24 protein-coding genes are annotated in these 19,670 nt (G+C 32.1%); 16 read left to right on the top strand and 8 right to left on the bottom strand.

Annotated elements, in window-relative coordinates:
* Positions 1-11: 11 nt before the first annotated feature.
* The gene (locus tag ACJTHF_RS12590; protein WP_025905146.1) at positions 12-518 is read right to left on the bottom strand and encodes a ferritin; all 507 of its coding nucleotides are present in this window, start codon (positions 516-518) and stop codon (positions 12-14) included.
* 146 nt (positions 519-664) lie between these two features.
* Here ACJTHF_RS12590 and ACJTHF_RS12585 point away from each other — a divergent pair, with 146 nt between their 5' ends.
* Both ACJTHF_RS12585 and ACJTHF_RS12580 read left to right on the top strand, forming a co-directional pair.
* Positions 665-1,975, top strand: a complete 1,311-nt coding sequence (locus ACJTHF_RS12585; RefSeq protein WP_037590447.1) for a Mur ligase family protein — start codon at positions 665-667, stop codon at positions 1,973-1,975.
* Positions 1,975-2,697 carry a type 1 glutamine amidotransferase gene (locus ACJTHF_RS12580; protein WP_078354791.1) on the top strand — a complete coding sequence of 241 codons (723 nt, stop codon included), beginning with the start codon at positions 1,975-1,977 and terminating at the stop codon, positions 2,695-2,697. Before ACJTHF_RS12585 ends, ACJTHF_RS12580 begins: the two co-directional genes overlap by 1 nt.
* A 112-nt stretch (positions 2,698-2,809) precedes the next feature.
* On the opposite strand, the gene ACJTHF_RS12575 is transcribed toward ACJTHF_RS12580, so the two are convergent.
* The gene (locus tag ACJTHF_RS12575) at positions 2,810-3,805 is read right to left on the bottom strand and encodes an FUSC family protein (RefSeq protein ID WP_078354790.1); all 996 of its coding nucleotides are present in this window, start codon (positions 3,803-3,805) and stop codon (positions 2,810-2,812) included.
* Positions 3,806-3,902: 97 nt separating this feature from the next.
* Here ACJTHF_RS12575 and map point away from each other — a divergent pair, with 97 nt between their 5' ends.
* The 5 genes from map to ACJTHF_RS12550 all read left to right on the top strand — a co-directional run bounded on the left by map (position 3,903) and on the right by ACJTHF_RS12550 (position 7,599).
* Positions 3,903-4,658 (top strand): type I methionyl aminopeptidase, encoded by a 756-nt coding sequence (gene map, locus ACJTHF_RS12570; RefSeq protein ID WP_048540673.1) that lies wholly within the window; start codon positions 3,903-3,905, stop codon positions 4,656-4,658.
* A 145-nt stretch (positions 4,659-4,803) separates the two neighbouring features.
* On the top strand, positions 4,804-5,214 hold the full coding sequence (locus ACJTHF_RS12565; protein ID WP_227532160.1) for a hypothetical protein: 411 nt from the start codon (positions 4,804-4,806) through the stop codon (positions 5,212-5,214).
* 15 nt (positions 5,215-5,229) lie between these two features.
* Positions 5,230-5,940, top strand: a complete 711-nt coding sequence (liaF, locus tag ACJTHF_RS12560) for a cell wall-active antibiotics response protein LiaF (RefSeq protein WP_058591883.1) — start codon at positions 5,230-5,232, stop codon at positions 5,938-5,940.
* A complete protein-coding gene (locus ACJTHF_RS12555) occupies positions 5,937-6,980 on the top strand; it encodes a sensor histidine kinase (RefSeq protein WP_048540675.1) in 1,044 nt (347 codons plus the stop codon). The genes liaF and ACJTHF_RS12555 overlap by 4 nt, the downstream gene beginning before the upstream one ends.
* Positions 6,970-7,599 (top strand): response regulator transcription factor, encoded by a 630-nt coding sequence (locus tag ACJTHF_RS12550; protein ID WP_025905154.1) that lies wholly within the window; start codon positions 6,970-6,972, stop codon positions 7,597-7,599. Before ACJTHF_RS12555 ends, ACJTHF_RS12550 begins: the two co-directional genes overlap by 11 nt.
* A 38-nt stretch (positions 7,600-7,637) precedes the next feature.
* Here the strand turns inward: ACJTHF_RS12550 and ACJTHF_RS12545 are convergent, their stop codons facing one another.
* From ACJTHF_RS12545 to ACJTHF_RS12530, 4 genes are all read right to left on the bottom strand, one after another.
* Positions 7,638-8,207, bottom strand: coding sequence for a beta-class carbonic anhydrase (locus tag ACJTHF_RS12545; protein WP_025905155.1), 570 nt, complete (start codon positions 8,205-8,207; stop codon positions 7,638-7,640).
* Complete coding sequence (locus ACJTHF_RS12540) at positions 8,191-9,258, bottom strand: YihY/virulence factor BrkB family protein (protein ID WP_048540676.1); 1,068 nt, start codon at positions 9,256-9,258, stop codon at positions 8,191-8,193. The genes ACJTHF_RS12545 and ACJTHF_RS12540 overlap by 17 nt, the downstream gene beginning before the upstream one ends.
* Before the next feature lie 72 nt (positions 9,259-9,330).
* On the bottom strand, positions 9,331-9,630 hold the full coding sequence (locus tag ACJTHF_RS12535) for a YtxH domain-containing protein (RefSeq protein WP_025905157.1): 300 nt from the start codon (positions 9,628-9,630) through the stop codon (positions 9,331-9,333).
* A 161-nt stretch (positions 9,631-9,791) separates the two neighbouring features.
* Complete coding sequence (locus ACJTHF_RS12530; RefSeq protein WP_232157299.1) at positions 9,792-10,157, bottom strand: PH domain-containing protein; 366 nt, start codon at positions 10,155-10,157, stop codon at positions 9,792-9,794.
* A gap of 137 nt (positions 10,158-10,294) precedes the next feature.
* On the opposite strand from ACJTHF_RS12530, the gene ACJTHF_RS12525 reads away from it, so the two are divergent.
* The 4 genes from ACJTHF_RS12525 to ACJTHF_RS12510 all read left to right on the top strand — a co-directional run bounded on the left by ACJTHF_RS12525 (position 10,295) and on the right by ACJTHF_RS12510 (position 12,733).
* Positions 10,295-10,498, top strand: coding sequence for a DUF1128 family protein (locus tag ACJTHF_RS12525; RefSeq protein ID WP_048540677.1), 204 nt, complete (start codon positions 10,295-10,297; stop codon positions 10,496-10,498).
* Between the two features lie 18 nt (positions 10,499-10,516).
* Complete coding sequence (locus ACJTHF_RS12520) at positions 10,517-11,746, top strand: aminopeptidase (RefSeq protein ID WP_078354789.1); 1,230 nt, start codon at positions 10,517-10,519, stop codon at positions 11,744-11,746.
* A 77-nt stretch (positions 11,747-11,823) separates the two neighbouring features.
* Positions 11,824-12,003, top strand: coding sequence for a hypothetical protein (locus ACJTHF_RS12515; RefSeq protein ID WP_048540679.1), 180 nt, complete (start codon positions 11,824-11,826; stop codon positions 12,001-12,003).
* A 217-nt stretch (positions 12,004-12,220) separates the two neighbouring features.
* Positions 12,221-12,733 carry an acyl-CoA thioesterase gene (locus ACJTHF_RS12510; RefSeq protein WP_025905162.1) on the top strand — a complete coding sequence of 171 codons (513 nt, stop codon included), beginning with the start codon at positions 12,221-12,223 and terminating at the stop codon, positions 12,731-12,733.
* 49 nt (positions 12,734-12,782) lie between these two features.
* Here ACJTHF_RS12510 and yfkAB read toward each other — a convergent pair whose 3' ends face one another.
* Positions 12,783-13,910 (bottom strand): radical SAM/CxCxxxxC motif protein YfkAB, encoded by a 1,128-nt coding sequence (yfkAB, locus tag ACJTHF_RS12505; protein ID WP_078354788.1) that lies wholly within the window; start codon positions 13,908-13,910, stop codon positions 12,783-12,785.
* Positions 13,911-14,046: 136 nt separating this feature from the next.
* On the opposite strand from yfkAB, the gene ACJTHF_RS12500 reads away from it, so the two are divergent.
* The 5 genes from ACJTHF_RS12500 (at position 14,047) to ACJTHF_RS12480 (ending at position 17,138) form a co-directional block, all read left to right on the top strand.
* On the top strand, positions 14,047-14,208 hold the full coding sequence (locus ACJTHF_RS12500; RefSeq protein WP_049320382.1) for an SE1561 family protein: 162 nt from the start codon (positions 14,047-14,049) through the stop codon (positions 14,206-14,208).
* Positions 14,209-14,220: 12 nt separating this feature from the next.
* Entirely contained in the window at positions 14,221-15,582 is a 1,362-nt protein-coding gene (rlmD, locus tag ACJTHF_RS12495; protein ID WP_078354787.1) for a 23S rRNA (uracil(1939)-C(5))-methyltransferase RlmD, read from the top strand.
* 65 nt (positions 15,583-15,647) lie between these two features.
* Positions 15,648-16,163: a type 1 glutamine amidotransferase domain-containing protein gene (locus tag ACJTHF_RS12490; RefSeq protein WP_058591886.1), complete on the top strand. Its 516-nt coding sequence runs from the start codon at positions 15,648-15,650 to the stop codon at positions 16,161-16,163.
* A gap of 91 nt (positions 16,164-16,254) precedes the next feature.
* Positions 16,255-16,386, top strand: a complete 132-nt coding sequence (locus ACJTHF_RS12485) for a hypothetical protein (RefSeq protein ID WP_269669248.1) — start codon at positions 16,255-16,257, stop codon at positions 16,384-16,386.
* A 23-nt stretch (positions 16,387-16,409) separates the two neighbouring features.
* Positions 16,410-17,138 carry a nuclease-related domain-containing protein gene (locus tag ACJTHF_RS12480; protein ID WP_232157295.1) on the top strand — a complete coding sequence of 243 codons (729 nt, stop codon included), beginning with the start codon at positions 16,410-16,412 and terminating at the stop codon, positions 17,136-17,138.
* Positions 17,139-17,777: 639 nt separating this feature from the next.
* Here the strand turns inward: ACJTHF_RS12480 and ACJTHF_RS12475 are convergent.
* Positions 17,778-19,511, bottom strand: a complete 1,734-nt coding sequence (locus ACJTHF_RS12475) for a pyruvate oxidase (protein ID WP_078354785.1) — start codon at positions 19,509-19,511, stop codon at positions 17,778-17,780.
* Positions 19,512-19,670: the final 159 nt, after the last annotated feature.

The raw sequence follows: 19,670 nt of genomic DNA, 5'->3' as shown, positions 1-19,670 counted from the left end.
AAGGCTATAAATTATTCAGCATCTTCATCGAAGTGACGAGAAGCTAAATCTTTTTCATAGATAAATAATGCGTTATTGTCTTCTTGAATTCTTTCTAAGTAGTCAATATGTGTTTCAAACATAGACTCTTCTTCAACTTGCTCATCTAAGAACCAGTTTAAGAATGAAATTGTTGCAAAGTCTTTTTCTTCTTTAGCAATTTCAGATAAGTTATAGAATCGACGTGTAACATCTTGTTCTTGAGCTAATCCATCTTTAAATGTCTCTAATAAAGAACTGAATTCAGTCTTAGGAGCATCTAAAGCTGTGAAAATAGCTTTTTCACCACGATCGTTAATATAGTCATATATTTTCATACCATGGAAACGTTCTTCTTTAGCTTGTTGAATATAGAAGTTTGCAAATCCATCGTAACTCTTATCTGCACAATAAGCTGCCATTGCCATATATGCATGTGCTGCGTAAAATTCATGATTCAATTGATTGTTTAAAGCATCTAAAATATTTTTAGATAACATAGAAATCTTCCCTTCTATAATAATTTTAACTTACATTTTTATTATACAATAACAACAAAATGAAACCAACGATTTGATACAGTTAAACACTTTTTTTAAAGCTTTTGAACGTGGTATAATGATGTGACAGAACAAGGAGGTAACGTATGAAGAAGTATGTTGCGAAAAATATAGCAAAGCTAGCACGATATGCTAGTAGAAAAGTAGGTAAACAAGGTACGGATCTTCCGGGACAAATAGCTCGAAAAATAGACCCGCTTATTTTAAGAAAGTTAGCGAATGAAGTAGATGAAATCGTGATGATTAGTGGTACGAACGGTAAAACGACAACATCGAACTTAATAGGTTATACATTAAAGAAGAACAATATTGAAATTATACATAATACTGAAGGTGCCAATATGGCAGCAGGGATTACTTCAAGCTTTATTGTTCAATCTAATAAAAATACTAAAATTGCTGTTATAGAAATAGACGAGGGTTCTATTCCAAGAGTGTTAAAAGAAATGACACCTTCTATGATGGTAGTGACAAACTTCTTTAGAGACCAAATGGATAGATTTGGTGAAATCGATACGATGGTAGATAATATCGCCAACTCAATCAAGGATAAAGGAATTAAACTATTACTGAATGCAGACGATCCTTTCGTTAGTCGTTTGAAAATAGCAAGTGATGACATTGTTTATTATGGTATGCAAAAAGGGATACATGACTTTGAACAAAGTACAATGGTTGAAAGTAAATATTGTCCTAATTGTGGCAGATTATTAAATTATAGTCATATTCATTACAATCAAATTGGTCATTATACATGTGAATGTGGATTTAATAGAGCGACTCCACAATATGAAGTGACAGCATTTAAACAAGAACCGTTTATACATGTTGGCTTAAATGATGCACATTTTGATATGAAGATTGCTGGTGATTTTAATGTGTTTAATGTCATTGCAGCTTATTCAGTATTAAGAGAATTAGGTTTAAATGATCAATCTATAAAAGCTGGTTTTGAAACGTATACTTCTGATAATGGACGTATGCAATACTATAGAAATAGTAAAAAAGAAGCGCTTATTAACTTAGCTAAAAACCCTGCAGGCCTTAATGCAAGTTTATCTGTTGGTGAACAAATTGATGGGGAAAAAGTTTATTTAATCAGTTTGAATGATAACGGCGCAGATGGAAGAGATATTTCATGGATTTATGATGCAGACTTTGAAAAATTATCTAGACAAAATATCAAAACTATCATCTGTACAGGACAAAGAGCTGAAGAATTAGCATTAAGACTGAAATATGCTGAAGTTGAAGCGGAAGTTATTATAGAACATTCAATAGAAAAGGCAACGGAACTATCAATGACTTACAATCAGTTTACAGTTGCAATTCCTAACTATACATCTTTATCACCAATGCATCGAACATTGAATAAAGCCTTTAAGGAGGAAGCATAATGTCATCAATAAAAATATTTCATTTTATGCCAGATAAATTAAATTTGTACGGCGATATTGGCAATATCATTGCACTAAAACAACGTGCGAAATGGCGTAATATAGAAGTAGAAGTAATAGATATAACAGATACAGATCAATTAAGTTTAGATGAATGTGACATTTTCTTTATAGGCGGTGGAAGTGATAGAGAACAAAGTTTAGCTACAGAACAATTAAAGAAAATTAAAGCACAACTTAAAGATGCAATTGAAGACGGCATGCCAACTTTAACAATATGTGGCGGCTATCAATTTTTAGGATCTGAATATGTAACACCTGATGGAACAAGATTAGAAGGTTTAAACATTCTTGATATTTATACAGAATCTAAGAAAGACCGTCTAATAGGAGATATTGTTATTGAATCAGAAACATTTGGACAAATCGTCGGTTTCGAGAATCATGGTGGAAGAACATATCATGAATATCCTACATTAGGTAAAGTTGTTGATGGTTATGGTAACAATGATACAGATAAAAAAGAGGGTATCCATTATAAAAATTTATTGGGTACATATTTACATGGACCAATTTTACCTAAAAACCACGAAATCACAGATTACTTATTAAAACAAGCATGTATCCGAAAAGGTATAACATTCGAACCAGAACAACTAGACAATGCAGTTGAAGAAGCAGCAAAACAAGCTATTATAAAAAGGTTGTTAAAAGCAAAATAATAAAAAAATGTGAGTTAAAGAGGTAGTAACCTTTACATCATTAATAAATAATAATAAAAAGCGGCTGGGACATATTTTAGTGCCCTAGCCGCTTTAGTAAGTTTTAGTTTAGTTATTTTGTTAATCTTGAATATCTATCGTTTAAAATTTTATTAATCATGAGTATTTCATAAATAATGTGACTTTTTATTTGGTTTTCATCAAATTCATTCAGTCCTTTAACACTATTTTTTAATGTGGATGCTGCATTTTTTTGTTTTTTATATTCATTTGCATTTATTAAATGTTCATAGGATTTGATGAAATTTGAGATTGCTGTGCGTTCTTTTTCAGTAAAGACGATGTGCGTATTCTCTGGTAAATATACTAGGTTTAATAAATGTGCATTTAGTAGTCGGTTAATATGATATTTCATTTCGACTTTTCTAATGTGAGATTTAGATTCTTTCTTTGCTCTATGGTAATCGTATTCTTCTTTTTGATATTTTATAAGTTGTTCAATTTTAGTGGCTTGCTGTTGTAATGTTGATACTTTTTTCATGGATAGGGCAGATTCATATTCACCTAGTAAGAGTTCTTTAAGTCTAGATATGTATATTTCTAATATACTTTGATCCATTTTTTGATTAATGTCTTCTATTTGATTTATATATTTAGGTGGCAAAATAATAAAATTGACGATGCTTGCTGTTGCAAGACCAATTGTAGTAGTTGCTAATCGTGATACGAAATTATATACAAATGCTTCATGGATAACAGGGACCATTGCGACAGCTGTAATGGCAGCAACTAACATTCCATCAAATAATTTAAGTTTATAACATACTAAAATCGTGACGGTTGCTGCTAATGAATAACTTAAAGGTGATTCTCCAAAGAAGTATGTACTAATAACAGCTATAAATGCACCGAGTATTGAAGCGGGGAACCTTACAAAAGCTTTCTTTAAGGAGGCTTTAGCTGTAGGTTCTATTGTCACAATTGATGTGATAACCGCAAATATAGGATTTAAATTTAAAGACATACATATTAAACCTGTTAAAAAAGTTGCTAATCCAGTTTTAATAATTCTTGCGCCGATAATTCGAGATAACCAATTTTCTTTCATATTCAAAACTCCGAAATCATTTTTTTATAGTATAACATGCATTTTCTGATATAATGATAAACGACAAAAAAATTTTAAAAGAAAGAACGGGATTTAAATGATAATTCAAAACAATGAAGAACTTGATGGCCTAAAAGAAATAGGTAAAATTTGTGCAATAATTCGTGATGAGTTGAAAGAAGCAACTAAACCCGGAGTGACAACTAAAGAATTAGATAACATCGCAAAGGAAAGATTTGCTGAATTAGAAGCAGAATCAGCACCTATTGCAGAGTATGATTTTCCTGGTTACACATGTATAAGTGTTAATGAAGAGGTTGCGCACGGTATACCTGGTAAACGTGTGATTAAAGAAGGCGATCTTGTCAACATAGACGTATCAGCACGTAAAAATGGCTATTATGCAGATACAGGTATTTCATTTGTTGTTGGTAATGCAGATGACCCGAAAAAACAATTAGTAGTAGATGTAGCGGCTATGGCTTTTGAAGAAGCAATGAAGAAAGTTAAGCCAGGTGCTAAATTATCTCAAATTGGCAGAGCAGTTAATGCTACAGCACGTAAAAATGGCTTAAAAGTTATTAAAAACTTAACAGGTCATGGTGTTGGACGTTCATTACACGATTCACCACAACATGTTATGAACTATTATGATCCATTAGAAAAACAATTGCTTAAAGAAGGTATGGTACTTGCAGTAGAACCATTTATCTCATCAAATGCAACAATCGTTAGCGACGGTAAAAATGATTGGGCATTTGAAACGAAAGATAAAAGTTTCGTCGCTCAAATTGAGCACACAATTGTTGTCACTAAAGAAGGGCCATTATTATTAACTAAATTAGAAGACTAAAAATATAAGAGGAGTGGATAGAATTGATTAAACATACAAGATTCTATACCACTCCTTTTTATTTTTCTAAGACTAAGGTCCTATTGAAAATTCAATCCTAGGTCCATTTTTAGATTTGAAATAACATTTTATAATAGAGTTTAATATGACAGAAGTAGGTGATTCTATGTTTAATGTTGTTTCAGATCAATTAAAGCAATTGATTCTTGTTTCGTATTATGAAAGTTTAGATACATGTGCAAAGCGCTTAGATGTTAAAATTAAAGCTATGAAACAGTACATCACGTATCTTGAACAAAAACGTTGTCAATTAAGTAAATTAATTGATAAATATACTTTAGAATTAGACAATAAGTATATGGACAAGATTGAAGATTTTAAAATTAAATGTGCTAAAAAATTAGAAGATCATGATTTACAATGGTTACAAAAGCAAATTAATATGTTAGAAAGTGAATTAGCGAAAATTGACGAAGCTATGAAAAGCACTTTAGATAAAATTGCTGATACGATAGCTGAGCGTACGATGCTTACTCAGATGAATTCACTTCTCTAAAAAAGGAGTGGTATGTTGAAGAATAAATTTATATCAACTGAATTGTTGATCGTATTATCTGTATTGATTTTGTTATCAAACATTTACTATATTTTCTTTGAGAAAATAGGCTTATTACTCGTTGTTGTAATGGGTACGATATTTATATATGTAGGGTATTTATATTTTCATAAATTACGGGGATTAATTATATTTTGGATAGGCGCTATTTTAATGATTTATGCATTACTTTCTAATCCATACATGCTTGCCATTTTATTTTTATTCTTAGTATTTTTAGTTATTAGATATTTTCTATATCGTAAGAAACCATTAAGAGTAGAACATGTCGACCAAACGTCAAATGAAAATATTAACGAATCATTTATAAAACAGCGATGGTTCTCTCCTCAAAAGACACCACACTATATTTATAAATGGGAAGATATACAAATTCAACAAGCAATTGGAGATATTGAATTAGATTTATCTTTAGCTGCTAATTTATCTGAGCATAATGTTATTGTCGTGAGACAATATATTGGAAAGACACAAATTATTGTTCCTTATAATTACCATGTACATGTACATATAACTGCTTTATATGGCAGATTATATATGAATGATCAAGTGTATAGAGTGAAAAATGAAACGGTACATTATGAGGAAAATAGTCACAAAAACTCATTTAAAGTTAATATATTCTTCTCAACATTTATGGGAGATGTTGAGGTGATTTATCGATGAATAACTACACAAGAATTATAGGTTCAATGCTTATACTTGTTTATACAATTGTTGGTATATTATTTTTCTTAGATCGAATTTTTATTAATATTATATATTTTCAAGGTATATTTTATACTCAAATATTAGGTGTACCAGCATTCCTATTTATCAACATTGTAGTTATTTTGCTATGTATTATAATAGGGACTGCAGTCGCCTACAAAATTAATCAACAGCATCATTGGATTAAAGAACAAATCGAAAGATCTTTTCAAGGAGAAATGTTAGGTGTAAATCACCATGAAATTGATTTGCACAAAGAAACTTTAGAAATTTATCAAACATTAATTCCGTTGCACGAAGAACTATACACATTGAGATTAAAGTCTCAACAAATTATTAATGAATCGTATCAAATGCAAGATTCCGTCGTTAAAAAAATCATAGAAGATGAGCGACAAAGGTTAGCAAGAGAATTACATGACTCAGTAAGTCAGCAATTATTTGCGGCAAGTATGATGTTATCTGCAATTAAATCATCAGAATTAAAAGAGCCATTAGCAAAACAAGTAGACTTATTAGAAAAAATGATACAAGATTCGCAATTAGAAATGCGTGCTTTATTATTACATTTAAGACCTCTAGGATTAAAAAATAAATCGCTTGGTGAAGGGATTAAAGATTTAGTAGTCGACCTGAAACAAAAAATACCAATGAAAGTTGTTTATGATATAGAAGATATAGAAATAGCCAAAGGTACAGAAGACCATCTATTCCGCATAACTCAAGAGGCAATATCTAATACGTTACGTCATTCTAAAGGTACAAAAGTTTCAATAGAGTTAATAGATACGAATGATTATGTTATATTACGTATACAAGATGACGGTGTAGGTTTTGACACATCTAAAAGAGATCCACAGAGTTATGGGCTAAATACTATGAACGAACGCGCATTAGAAATTGGAGCCACTCTCAATATTATTTCAATGCCTGAATCGGGAACGCGTATTGAAGTTAAGGTACCAAATAATAAGGAGGAACAATATGACAATTAGAGTATTATTTGTAGATGATCATGAAATGGTTCGAATCGGAATTTCTAGTTATTTATCTACACAAGAAGATATTTCCGTCATAGGAGAAGCAGCATCAGGTAGAGAAGGTATTGAAAAAGCTGAAGAATTAGAACCCGATGTTATTCTAATGGATTTAGTGATGGATGATATGAATGGTATAGAAGCAACACAACATATAAAAAAGCATCAACCAAGTGTTAAAATCGTCATGTTAACAAGTTTCATTGAAGATAATGAAGTCTACCAAGCCTTAGATGCGGGTGTTGATAGTTATATATTAAAGACGACTTCTGCGGATGATATCGCAAATGCGATACGTAAGACGTACAATAAAGAGTCTATTTTCGAACCAGAAGTACTTGTAAAAATGAGAAATAGAATGAACCAGAAAGCTGAATTATTCGAAATGTTGACTGAACGAGAAATGGAAATATTATTATTAATCGCTAAAGGTTATTCTAACCAAGAAATAGCAAGTGCTTCCCATATTACAATTAAGACAGTTAAAACGCACGTTAGTAATATATTAAGTAAATTAGAAGTACAAGATAGAACACAGGCTGTTATATATGCCTTTCAACATAATTTAATATCATAAAAAAGAAGTTGAGCTTCCAGAAAGGAGCTCAACTTCTTTTATTTAGTAAATTCATATCCATTTTGAATCACTTCTAAATCACCATTGTGTGGATCGATAACGAGTCCATGTATCGGAACAGATTGATCAAATAATGGATGGTTGTACACTTTTTGTATATTTGTTTGAACATTTTCAGTTACATCATCGAATCCTCTTAAGAATTGATGAATATTAATACCTGAATGTTCGATTGTATTTAGTGTATCATCTGTGATACCACGACTTTTCATTGTATCTATTACTGAGTCCACATCCAAATTCCCCATGCCACAGTCTTTATGACCCATGATAATGATTTCTTCAGCACCAAGTGCATAAATCGCTACTAATAAGCTTCGCATAGTAGACCCATATGGATGAGAAATTGTTGCGCCAGCATTTTTAACAACTTTAATATCACCATTTTTAAAGCCTAATGCACGCGTAGAAAGTTCTGTTAATCGCGTATCCATACAAGTAAGCAATACTGCTTTAGCATTAGGTGTCTTCGTTGTTATAAGATTTTCATATTCCTTATTTTCTATGAAAGCTGCATTATATTCTAAAATATCATTCAATAGAGGCATTAGTCATATCACCGTTTTCTGTTAAGTTATTAAATGCTTGCTCTTCTGGTGATCCATTTTTAAGCATTTTCTTCTGATGTAATACTGCGTTTATTTCTGCACCTATGATAATAATTAATCCTGTTAAGAATAACCAAATCATCAATACGATAATACCTCCGATACTACCATATGTCTTAGAGTAGTTAGCGAAATTATTAACATATAAACCAAATAGTGCACTTGAGCCTAACCATGCAATTGTTGTAAAAGCTGCACCAGGAACAACTGATAATAATTTAATTTTGATGTTTGGTGCGAGTGTATAAAGTGTGATGAACACGATAAACGTCACAATTAATGGTAATACGACTTTAATTAAACTAAATATCCAACGTAATTCAGATTCTAATCCTAAAGGACCGAATAATAAATTGCCGATTTGTTGTCCAAATATAGGTAGTGCTATTGCAATACCGAATACAACAACCATAATAACTGTGAAGAAGACACTCATGATTTTAAGTATGATGGCATTTCTTCCATCTTCAACATCATAAGCGACATTAAATGCGTTCATTAAAGCAGTCATACCATTTGAAGCAGACCATAATGCTGCAATTAAACCGAATGAGAATAAGCCACCACTGGCATTATTCATAACGTCGTCAATTATGCCAGTAATTAATTTTGCCGTATCGCCAGGTGCATTTTCTGATATCATATTTGTAATTGTATCAGGATTGACTTGGAATAATGGTATCAACGTTAACACAAATATTAGAGTAGGGAATAATGCAAGTAAGAAATAATATGAAAGCTGTGCTGCAAGTCCTGTAGCATTATCCTTACCAATTCTGTATATTAAAGTTGATAAAATATTACCGTCTTTAGTAAATTTGGCTGGTTTATTGATTTTTGAAACGTAAAATATTTGATTATCCTTCTTTGCTGTTTTAGATTCAAATTTTTGTGGTGGAATATAATGTTCTTTCTTAATAGACTTTTTTTGTTCGTCTTTAAAATGTTTAGCTTGTTCTAAAAATTTTGAGCTCGATTTATCATTTCCCATATAAATTCTCCTAATTTAATATGATGTTAAAAAAGACTAGGTTAGTTGAATAAGCCTAGTCTTTAATATAAATTATGAATGGTTTGAACCTGAGATTTGTCTTTGATTCTTTTTCTCAATGAATGTATCTTTAGCATCCATAATTGATTGTTCTAATTCTGGATTTTTACGACGAATTTCTTCGATTACATCTTTCCAGTATAGAACTTCATCTTTAATTTGATCTAATTTAGAAGGTTCTCTTGAAGTGTTGCCTTCTTTAATGTTTTGTACTTGGTTTGATAATGATTGGCGAGTGTTTTTATCAGCTAATGCAATAATTGCGCCAATTGTACCACCTATTAAAATAGCAGGAACTAATTTGTTTTGCATAATGTTTTCCCCTTTCCAGAATATAACTTTAAATTAACATTGACCTACATATCATATCACATATGAATCTTAAATTAGAGAATATAGGCGTTAATATATGTTATAAATATCACTAATGTTGTTTATTCCCATTAATTTAGAGATATAAACACAATTGTAGTTTATAATAGTGCATTAGACAATAGCTTTTCAAAAGGCATAATATCTAAATTTCTACCTATTTTAATTTTAAAATGCCCAGCTCTCGTCCATAATGTGATTTCACCGTTTAAATCAAGTAGTTTACTAGCATTCTCAGTAGACCACATCAGTATAATATTATAAGGTATAGAGTAAGTTTCTATTTTCTTACCGGTGATACCTTGCATATCACGAATGATAATTCGTTTGTTTGTAAATACGGCAGTATCTCTGAATGTCTTAAAAGCACTATAAGCTTCTTCGCCATCAACAAGATATTGTGAAATATTATCTGGTACTGCAACTTGTTCAAAAAGGGTCCATGAAAGTATATCTTGAACAGCCACTAGAATCACTCCTCACCTTATAATTCATGTTTATTGTATAAAATATTCATATAAATTGTAAAGTGAATATATAAGTTTGATAGTTTTAATTATAATTACTTTTTGCTAAACTAAATTTTGAAAGGATGATAAAAAAGATGACTGAATCAATAGAACAAATGGTAGATGATTTAAAAGGCAAGTTACGATTAGTAAATACAAGTGTATTGAATAAAGATGCAATACCTGAAGAAAAGAGAGAAGAATTAAAAGAAATACATACTATGGTCATGTCTAGAAAAAATATATCAGCAAGTGAAATGTCAGCCATTACACAAGCTTTAGGTGACCTTAGAAAATAAACAAAGGTGGTTATACAAATGGGTTATGAAAAACAGCTTCAAAAATATGCAGAGTTGTTAGTAAAAGTTGGTTTGAATGTTCAGGAAAAAGAACCTGTATATATTCAAGCTTCAATTGATGCAAGTGAGTTTGTACATTTAGTTGTTGAGGAAGCGTACAAAATAGGGGCAGTAGATGTAAAAGTTAGGTACAACGATGATAGAATTGCACAGCTTAAATACCAATATGAACCTGAAGCATTTTTTGAGAATGTTAAACAATATGATATTGATGAAAAAATGGATTATTTAGATAGAAAAGCAGCGTTCTTATCAATAGTTTCATCTAGTCCAGATAGTTTGAAAGATGCTGATCCTAACAAAATTCGCAAATCAATGGCAGCAAACGGGAAAGCATTTAAAGACTATATGGTTGCTGTACAAAGTGATCGCATGAGTTGGTGTGTAGCTTCATATCCATCAGTAGGTTGGGCTAAAATGATGTTCCCTGAATTAAGTGATGATGAAGCGGTCAATAAATTACTTGAAACAATTTTAAAAACAGTACGAGTTGATCAAGAAGACCCAGTTAAAGCTTGGGAAGAACATGATCACTTATTACATGAAAAAGCTGATTATTTAAATAACAAAAAGTATAAAGCATTGCATTACAAATCAGCAGGTACTGACTTAACAATTGAATTACCAGACGGTCAATATTGGTCTGGTGCTAGTTCTGTAAACTCAAAAGGCAACAGCTTTGTAGCAAATATGCCTACTGAAGAAGTATTTACTGCACCACATAAAAATGGTGTTAACGGAACAGTAAGTAATACATTACCTTTAAGTTATTCAGGTAATATTATTGATGACTTTACTTTGACATTTAAAGACGGTGTAGTAGTAGACTACAAAGCCGGTGTTGGAGAAGAAATTTTGAAATCGATTCTTGAAACAGATGAAGGTTCAAAACGACTAGGTGAAGTAGCTTTAGTACCTGTTGATTCACCAATTTCTAACATGAACACGTTATTCTATAATACATTATTTGATGAAAATGCATCATGTCACATTGCATTAGGTTCAGCTTATGCGTTTTGTATTGAAGGTGGCAAAGATATGTCAGCAGAACAGTTAGCAGAAAATGGTTTAAATGATTCAACTACACATGTTGACTTTATGATTGGCAGCAAAGATTTATCAATTGATGGCATTTTGGAAAATGGTGAGAAAGAACCAGTATTTAGAGATGGTAATTGGGCATTTTAAAAGATAGCCATTTAAGAATACATCATGTATAATAAAGATAAATAAAGTCTTTATAGTCATTCAAAGGAGGGGATATCATGAGTACACCAATGGAATGGAGCGTAATGATCGCATTTGTGTTCGCAATTTTTACATTTGGCGGCGCTTTAATGATGTATCTTGTTCAAACATTCGATAGTAGAGAGTCTGTACGAATTGATACTGCTGAAGAAGCACTAGAGAAGAAAGTCTTTGATGATGAGGAACATTATCATTAATAAGAATGGAAGAGACTGGGACATAACGGAATGCCTCAGTCTTTTTTTAGTATCTTGGCAGTAGATGACTGAACCCGAAATGCGCTTTTATAAAGCTTTTTCCAACTCTAGTCATCCTTGCCGGGGCGGGACTACGAAATCTTTTTATATAAATTAGATTTCTGTCCCGCTCCCTATTTTTTTAATAAAAATAAGCAAAATTGAACGGGGTTATAATATGAAAACGAAGAAACCAATGAAAGAATCAAGAAGTGTAAAATCCATTCAAATATTTCCAGAGGACACTAATCATCACAACACGATGTTCGGTGGTAAATTAATGGCGGAAATTGATGAAATCGCAGCAATCGCAGCGATGAGACATAGTGGGAATTCAGTTGTAACAGCATCTACTGATTCAGTAGATTTCTTACAACCAATCGGAACGGGTGAAGTGATATCGTTAGTTTCATTTGTTACTTATGCAGGTAAATCATCTATGGAGATTTGCGTAAAAGTTATTAGTGAAGACAATATTAATCAAAAGAAACATTTAGCAGCGTATAGCTTTTTAACATTTGTAGCTTTAGATAAAGATGGGAACAAAGCAGAAGTTCCAGCAATCTATCCTGAAACAGATGATGAAAAATGGTTCTATGAAAGTGCGCAAGATAGAGTGAAACTACGCCAAGAAAGAAGAAAAGAAAGCAAGAAAACATTAGACTTCATGTCTACAAAACTATATATCTAATTTAAATAAATGGCTAGGACAACAATCGTTATCCTAGCCATTTTTTGTATTATTGATTCATTCTAAATTCGTTTGCTTTAAAGTCAACATCTTTATAGTACATATCTTTTACGAGTAGATTTGGACCTAAACATCTCACTTTAGGACAGTGACAGTTAAGTGATTTTGCTAAAGATGAATTCATCCATGTTTGATAAACATCTTCAAGTTTATCTTGTTTAATATTTGCGATAGATCCCGTTTCATCACCGAAGTCTGTAACAATCACATCTCCAGAAAATACATTAACATTTAATCTGCTTCTTCCATCTGGGTCATTTCTTAAACTTACATTTTTAGATGATTTTAATCTAGATAATAAGTTCTGGTCAGATTCATTCATGAAACAAGGGTAAAAAGGTAACGTACCAAATAACATCCATGTATCTTCATCTCTAAAGTCTAAAATCTCATGAATAGTATCTTTCATTTCATTTAAACTCATAATATTTAACTGACTCGCAAAGTCAGAAGGGTACATAGGATGTATTTCATGGCGACTACATTTCATATCATGAACAATTTCATTATGGATTTTTTGTAAATAAGGTTTAGTACTTTTATTTAACATCGTTTCAGCAGACACAAACATACCTTGTTCTGATAGAGTGGCAGAGTTTTGAATCATTTGTTCGTATAGTCGATATCTTGCTTTTAAAGGTGGTTTCTTGTCCATCACATGGAAACCTACTTCACTGAATTCATCGATTGTTCCCCAGTTGTGTGAAATATGCATAACATCAATATACTCAGCAATTTCTAAATAACGATCAAGTGGTAGCGTTAAATTAGAATTCATTTGCGTGTAAATGCCTCTTTTGTGTGCATATTTTAATAAAGGAACGACTGTTTCTCGAATTGATTTTTTACTGAACATTGGTTCTCCACCAGTAATCGAGATTGTTTTTAAGTGAGGTACTTCATCAAGTCTCTTTAAAATTAAATCCATCGGTAACGTGTCAGGGTCTCGTAATTGCAACGTATAACCTACTGCACAATGTGCACAACGCATGTTACAGAGTGTAGTAGTTGTAAATTCTATATTACTCAGTTGTAATGAACCATGTTCATCTATATCGTTATAGGCTTCCCACGGGTCGTTTTTTATTGAAATAGGACTTTTCAAGTCGTATATCATGATATATCCTTCTTTCTGATTTTTTTCCTATCTATGAGCGTAACACTTGTTATCAAATTTTCCAATACTGATTTATGATTGTTTTTATACTTGTTATCATTCATAATAATATTATTAAAAATAAAGGAGTATTAAAATGAGTAAAAAAACATCACTTAATGAAATCAAACAAAGGTTATCAGACTTTTTAGATGAAATGGAAGCAATGAATCCTGAAGATATGGAAGTATCTGATGTAGATGAATGGATTGCTTTGCTTGATGAACTTGAGAAAAAAGTTCAAGCTATGCATGATTAATGGTGACCATACATGAATGTTTCAGTAAAAGTAGGACAGAAGTTTCCTTTAACGATCAAACGATTAGGTATTAATGGTGAAGGTATTGGCTATTATAAGAAGAAGATAACATTTGTAGAAGGTTTATTGCCGGGAGAAGTTGGACTTGTCCAAGTAGTAAAGGCGAAACCAAATTTTATCGAAGCGAAAGTAGTCAAAATCCGTGAACGTAGTAAAGAAAGGGTTAAACCTAAATGTAAAGTTTATGATATTTGTGGTGGATGCCAACTGCAACATTTAAATTATGATGCGCAACTTTTATTCAAATCACAAATTGTAAAAGATGCGTTAACTAAATATGCAAAAAATATTCCAACAAAAATTGTAAAACCTACAATCGGTATGGATAATCCTTGGGGATACCGTAATAAAAATCAATTTCCTGTTCAGAAGAAAGGAAATCAACTCATTGCAGGCCTTTATGAAAAAGACAGTCATCAATTAATTGATATTAAAAAATGTCCAGTTCAAGATAAACGTACGATTCAAGTTACGAATGAATTGAGAAATATTTTGATGAATTTACAAGTTAAAGTATGTAGAAATCCAAATAAAGAACAAGGGCTAAGATATATTGTTACGAGAGTGGCAAAGCATAGTCAACAAATACAAGTTACGTTAGTTTGTACGGACGATCAATTGAAATATAATCAGTCTCTTATTGATCAAATCATGAATTTGTCTTTCGTGGAAAGTTTATCCATCAATATTAATAAAGAGAAGACATCACGAGTACTTGGAAATCAAACGATTCATGTAAGTGGTAAACAACAAATTACAGAAACGCTTGGTCAATACTATTATGATTTATCGCCAGATTCATTTTTTCAATTAAATCCAGAACAAGCTACAAAAATGTACGGTGAAATTGAAACTCAGGCGAATTTAACAGGTAATGAATCAGTTGTAGATGCATTTTGTGGAACAGGTACAATTGGTATTTGGATTTCTCAAAATGCGAAAGAAGTGAGAGGTATGGATATTATTAAAGAAGGTATTGATGACGCTAAGAAAAATGCTGAACTTAATAATCGTCATAATGTACACTATGAAGTTGGTGATGCATATAAAGTTATGGATAAATGGACTAAAGAAGGCTTTAAACCAGACGTGATAACAGTTGATCCGCCAAGAACTGGATTAGGTATTAAAGCTGTTGAACTTATCAAATCCGTTCATCCAAAAACATTTGTGTATACAAGTTGTAATCCATCAACTTTAGCTAAAGATTTAGCACACTTATCTAAAAAATATAAAGTCGTAAGCATGCAACCTATTGATATGTTTCCACAAACAGCACAAGTAGAAGTCGTAGCAAAATTAGTTGCAAAATAAGTTTAAAACCTTTCAAAAGTGGTATATAAATATTAGACATACTATGAAAGGAAGAGATTGATATTATGAGTAAAAAAGTAGCAGCAGTTGTAACAGATTTATTCGAGGACGTTGAATTAACAAGTCCACAAAAAGCATTAACTGATGCTGGACATGAAGTTGTTATTATTGGTGAAGAAAAAGGAAAAGAAATCACTGGTAAAAAAGGCGAAAAAGTTATAGTAGATGTTGGTATTGATGAAGGAAATGCTGCAGATTATGATGCAGTCTTAATTCCTGGCGGATTTTCACCAGATTTATTACGTGGGGATGAACAAGGACGTTTTGGCGAATTTGTTAAACATTTCGTACAAAATGAAAAACCTTCATTTGCAATTTGCCACGGACCTCAATTATTAATTGATACAGATTTATTAAATGGCAGAACTGTTACTAGTTTCTTGTCAGTTAGAAAAGACTTACAAAATGCAGGTGCAAAAGTCGTTGACGAATCTGTAGTCGTTGACAATGGCATCGTCACAAGTCGAACTCCAGACGACTTAGAAGACTTTAACCGTGAATCACTTGCATTGCTTCAATAGATGCTTTGATTAGCCACTCACTTTTATAGTGAGTGGTTTTTTTGTGCAGGCTATTATATAATTTTTTTATAATATATAAGGAGCGTGGTTTATGGAAAGTAAGCATGATACTAAGTATTTTCAGTCATTAATAGGGCGCGCTGAATTAACCGAAAATATTTTGAAATCAATTCAAAATAAATCAAGTGAAACGATGGCGAAAATTATTTTAGTGCTATTTTAAATTGTGATACGGATATTGTATATTTGAATGACTTTCAATTTACATTCAACAGTCAAGTTCAAATAGATGCAATCGTCATCGATGATCATGCAATATATTTGTTCGAGATAAAAAATTATAAAGGCATTTATTATTTGGAAGACACGCTATTAAAAAATAATTTTGGAAGTTCATTTACCTCACCGTTCATACAAATGGAAAGAGCTAGAAATGAATTTAATAAACTATGTCGCTATTTAGAAATTGATAAACCCGTTGTTTCAAAATTAGTCTTTACAAATCCTTACTTTAACTTCAAAAATAAAAACCTCTTAAAAGATCAAGTTATCTTACCCTCAGAATTAGGCTCATTTACCCAACTTTTTAAAAATCAAAATCAATCAGAAAATATCAGAATTAAACAGAAACTATTAACAGTAAGAAATTCATTTGATGCGCAATACAGTAAAGGTGTGACAATACCGTTTGAACAATTCAAACCAGGTATCAAATGTCCTAGATGTAATCGCATGTTCACAGTAAAAATTGAACAAGACAAACAGAAATGTACGTGCCAATATTGTGAGTCCGAAATGGATAAAAAGTATGTTTATGAATATAATTTGCAAGAACTGTATTATTTAAAGCAAGAGCCATTCACAATCACCGAAGCAGTATGGTGGTTAGGAGGGAATAGTAAAACTATTAGACGAATTTGTGATAAATGTTTCTTAAGTAAAGGTGCAAGAAATAAAAAATACTTTTTAAAGTAATAATATGAATTTTGATGTACGGTATTAAGGGACAGAATTCCGAGAAATGTCCGTAAGAGGCGTCGTTAGGGACAGAATACTGAGAAATGTCTCTAAGAGGTGCTGTTAGGGACAGAATTCCGAGAAATGTCTCTAAGAGGTGCTGTTAGGGACAGAATTCCGAGAAATGTCCGTAAGAGGCGTCGTTAGGGACAGAATTCTGAGAAATGTCTCTAAGAGGTGCTGTTAGGGACAGAATTCCGAGAAATGTCCGTAAGAGGTGCTGTTAGGGACAGAATTCTGAGAAATGTCCGTAAGAGGTGCTGTTAGGGACAGAATTCTGAGAAATGTCCGTAAGAGGTGCTGTTAGGGACAGAATTCTGAGAAATGTCTCTAAGAGGTGCTGTTAGGGACAGAATTCTGAGAAATGTCCGTAAGAGGTATCGCTAGGGACAGAATTCTGAGAAATGTCCGTAAGAGGTATCGTTAGGGACAGAATTCCCAAAAATGTCCCTTACATCCGTTATCAATCTCCATCACAATCTACAAAATTCCACATCTAAGCGCGCTATTTTAAAATATTTATTGAAAATACTTAAATTTAATCTAACACAAAAAGCAGTGAAGTTCGTCATAAACTTCACTGCTTCTTTATTTTTATTAGAAGAATCTTCTTATAAGTGTTTTAAGTGGTGGCATTTTTTCGAGTCTGTTTTCTTCTAATGCTGTTCTAATTTCGAATTTTGCATATCCTTTTGCTTCGTCCCATATTATTTTACCTGGTAATGGGGCGGCATCTGGATCTACTTTTACGTTTACAACAACAGGTTTATTTGCATTTTTAGCTTTTTCAAGTGTAGGGGCAATATCTTCTACATCTACGACATTATAGCCTATACCGCCACAACTATCTGCAAATTTAGCGAAGTCGATATCGCCTAAATCAATAGCGTATTCTAATTCACCGGCTGCTTGTTGTTCATATTTTATGAATGCTAATTCTTGGTTATTCAGAACAACGACGATAATTGGTAGTTTATATTGTACCGCTGTAACGAAGTCTTGCATAACCATCGCAAATCCACCGTCACCAGTGATAGCAATGGCTTGCTTATCTGGATTTGCGACTTTACTTGCTATTGCACCTGGTAATGCACAGCCCATCGTGCCTAACCAAGATGACGTGATAAATTTGTGGTTGTGACCGAGTTGTAAATATCTTGTACTCCATACTGTTGAAGTTCCGACATCAACTGAAAATACAGTGTCATCTGTTGAAATTTTTTCTATTTCAGACATTAATAATTCTGGTCTGATCGGTTTGCTGTCATTATTTCTATCTTCTTCTAACCATCTGTTCCATGCTTTCATATTTTCTTGGCATGCTTTTAAGAATTTACGGCCAGTTACTTTTTCAGACGCTTCTGTTAAAGCAGATAGTACATTTTTTGTGTCGCCAATTAATCCGACATCGACATTAAAACGTTTGCTGATATTTGTTTGATTAATATCAATTTGAATACATGGTATATCTTTATCAGGTAAATAATCTACATATGGATAATTCGTACCGACTAAAATTAATAAATCAGCATCTTTAGATGCTTCAAATGCTGGTTTAGTACCGATTTTACCTAAGTTACCCATGAAATTAGGATGTTTATCCGGTATGATACCTTTTGCTGGTAATGTAATTAAACCAGGCGCATCGATATGATCTAAGAAATTAAGTAATTCGTCTTTGGCATCTTTAGCACCAACACCAGTTAAGACGACCGGTTTTTCACTTTTATTTATAAGTTCTGCAGCTTTTTTAACGTCTTCATCTTTAGCGTAAGTTACTGCATTTTCAAATTTATAAGTTTCTCTAGGAACATTATCTTCAATTTTTTCACCTAGAACATCACTTGGAATCGTCAATACTGCAACGCCTTTTTTAGCATATGCAGTTTTGATTGCTTCATCTACAATTTCATGTACATTTTCAGCAGATTCTAATTGTTTATTATAAACGGCTACATCTTCGAAAAGGGCTGTTAAATTAACTTCTTGGAAGAATTTTGTGCCCAATAATTTCGAATCTGTTTGTCCTGCTAAAACGAGCATAGGGACATTATCCATTTTAGCGTCATACATACCATTTAACATATGTATTGCGCCTGGACCACCAATACTTAATGCTACTGCTATTTTGCCTGTTAATTTGGCATAACTACTAGCAGCTAAAGTTGCAACTTCTTCGTGTCTTACATCATAGAATTTAATGTTATCTTCTTCTGTTTTAAGTGCATCTACGACTTTATCTATTGAATCACCAGGTATGCCATATACGTGGTCAATTTGCCAATTCTTTAAGACTTGTACGAGTGCTTTGTTTGCTTTAATTTTTGCCATATAAAATTCCTCCTTATCATTATCTATACCCAAATACGCTAAAAGTTATACTTATAAATAAGACTCAGGACTGATTTTGTCGTTTTTCAGTAAAAAGAAGTGTTTAAAATCATTATTACAAGCTATAATGATGTAAGAAATATGAATAAGGGAGAATAC

Source organism: Mammaliicoccus sp. RAM2 (assembly GCF_045897195.1).
Classification (GTDB): Bacteria; Bacillota; Bacilli; order Staphylococcales; family Staphylococcaceae; genus Mammaliicoccus; species Mammaliicoccus sciuri.
The sequence above is the reverse complement of the archived record's forward strand: the minus strand, read 5'-3'. Positions and strand labels throughout refer to the sequence as shown.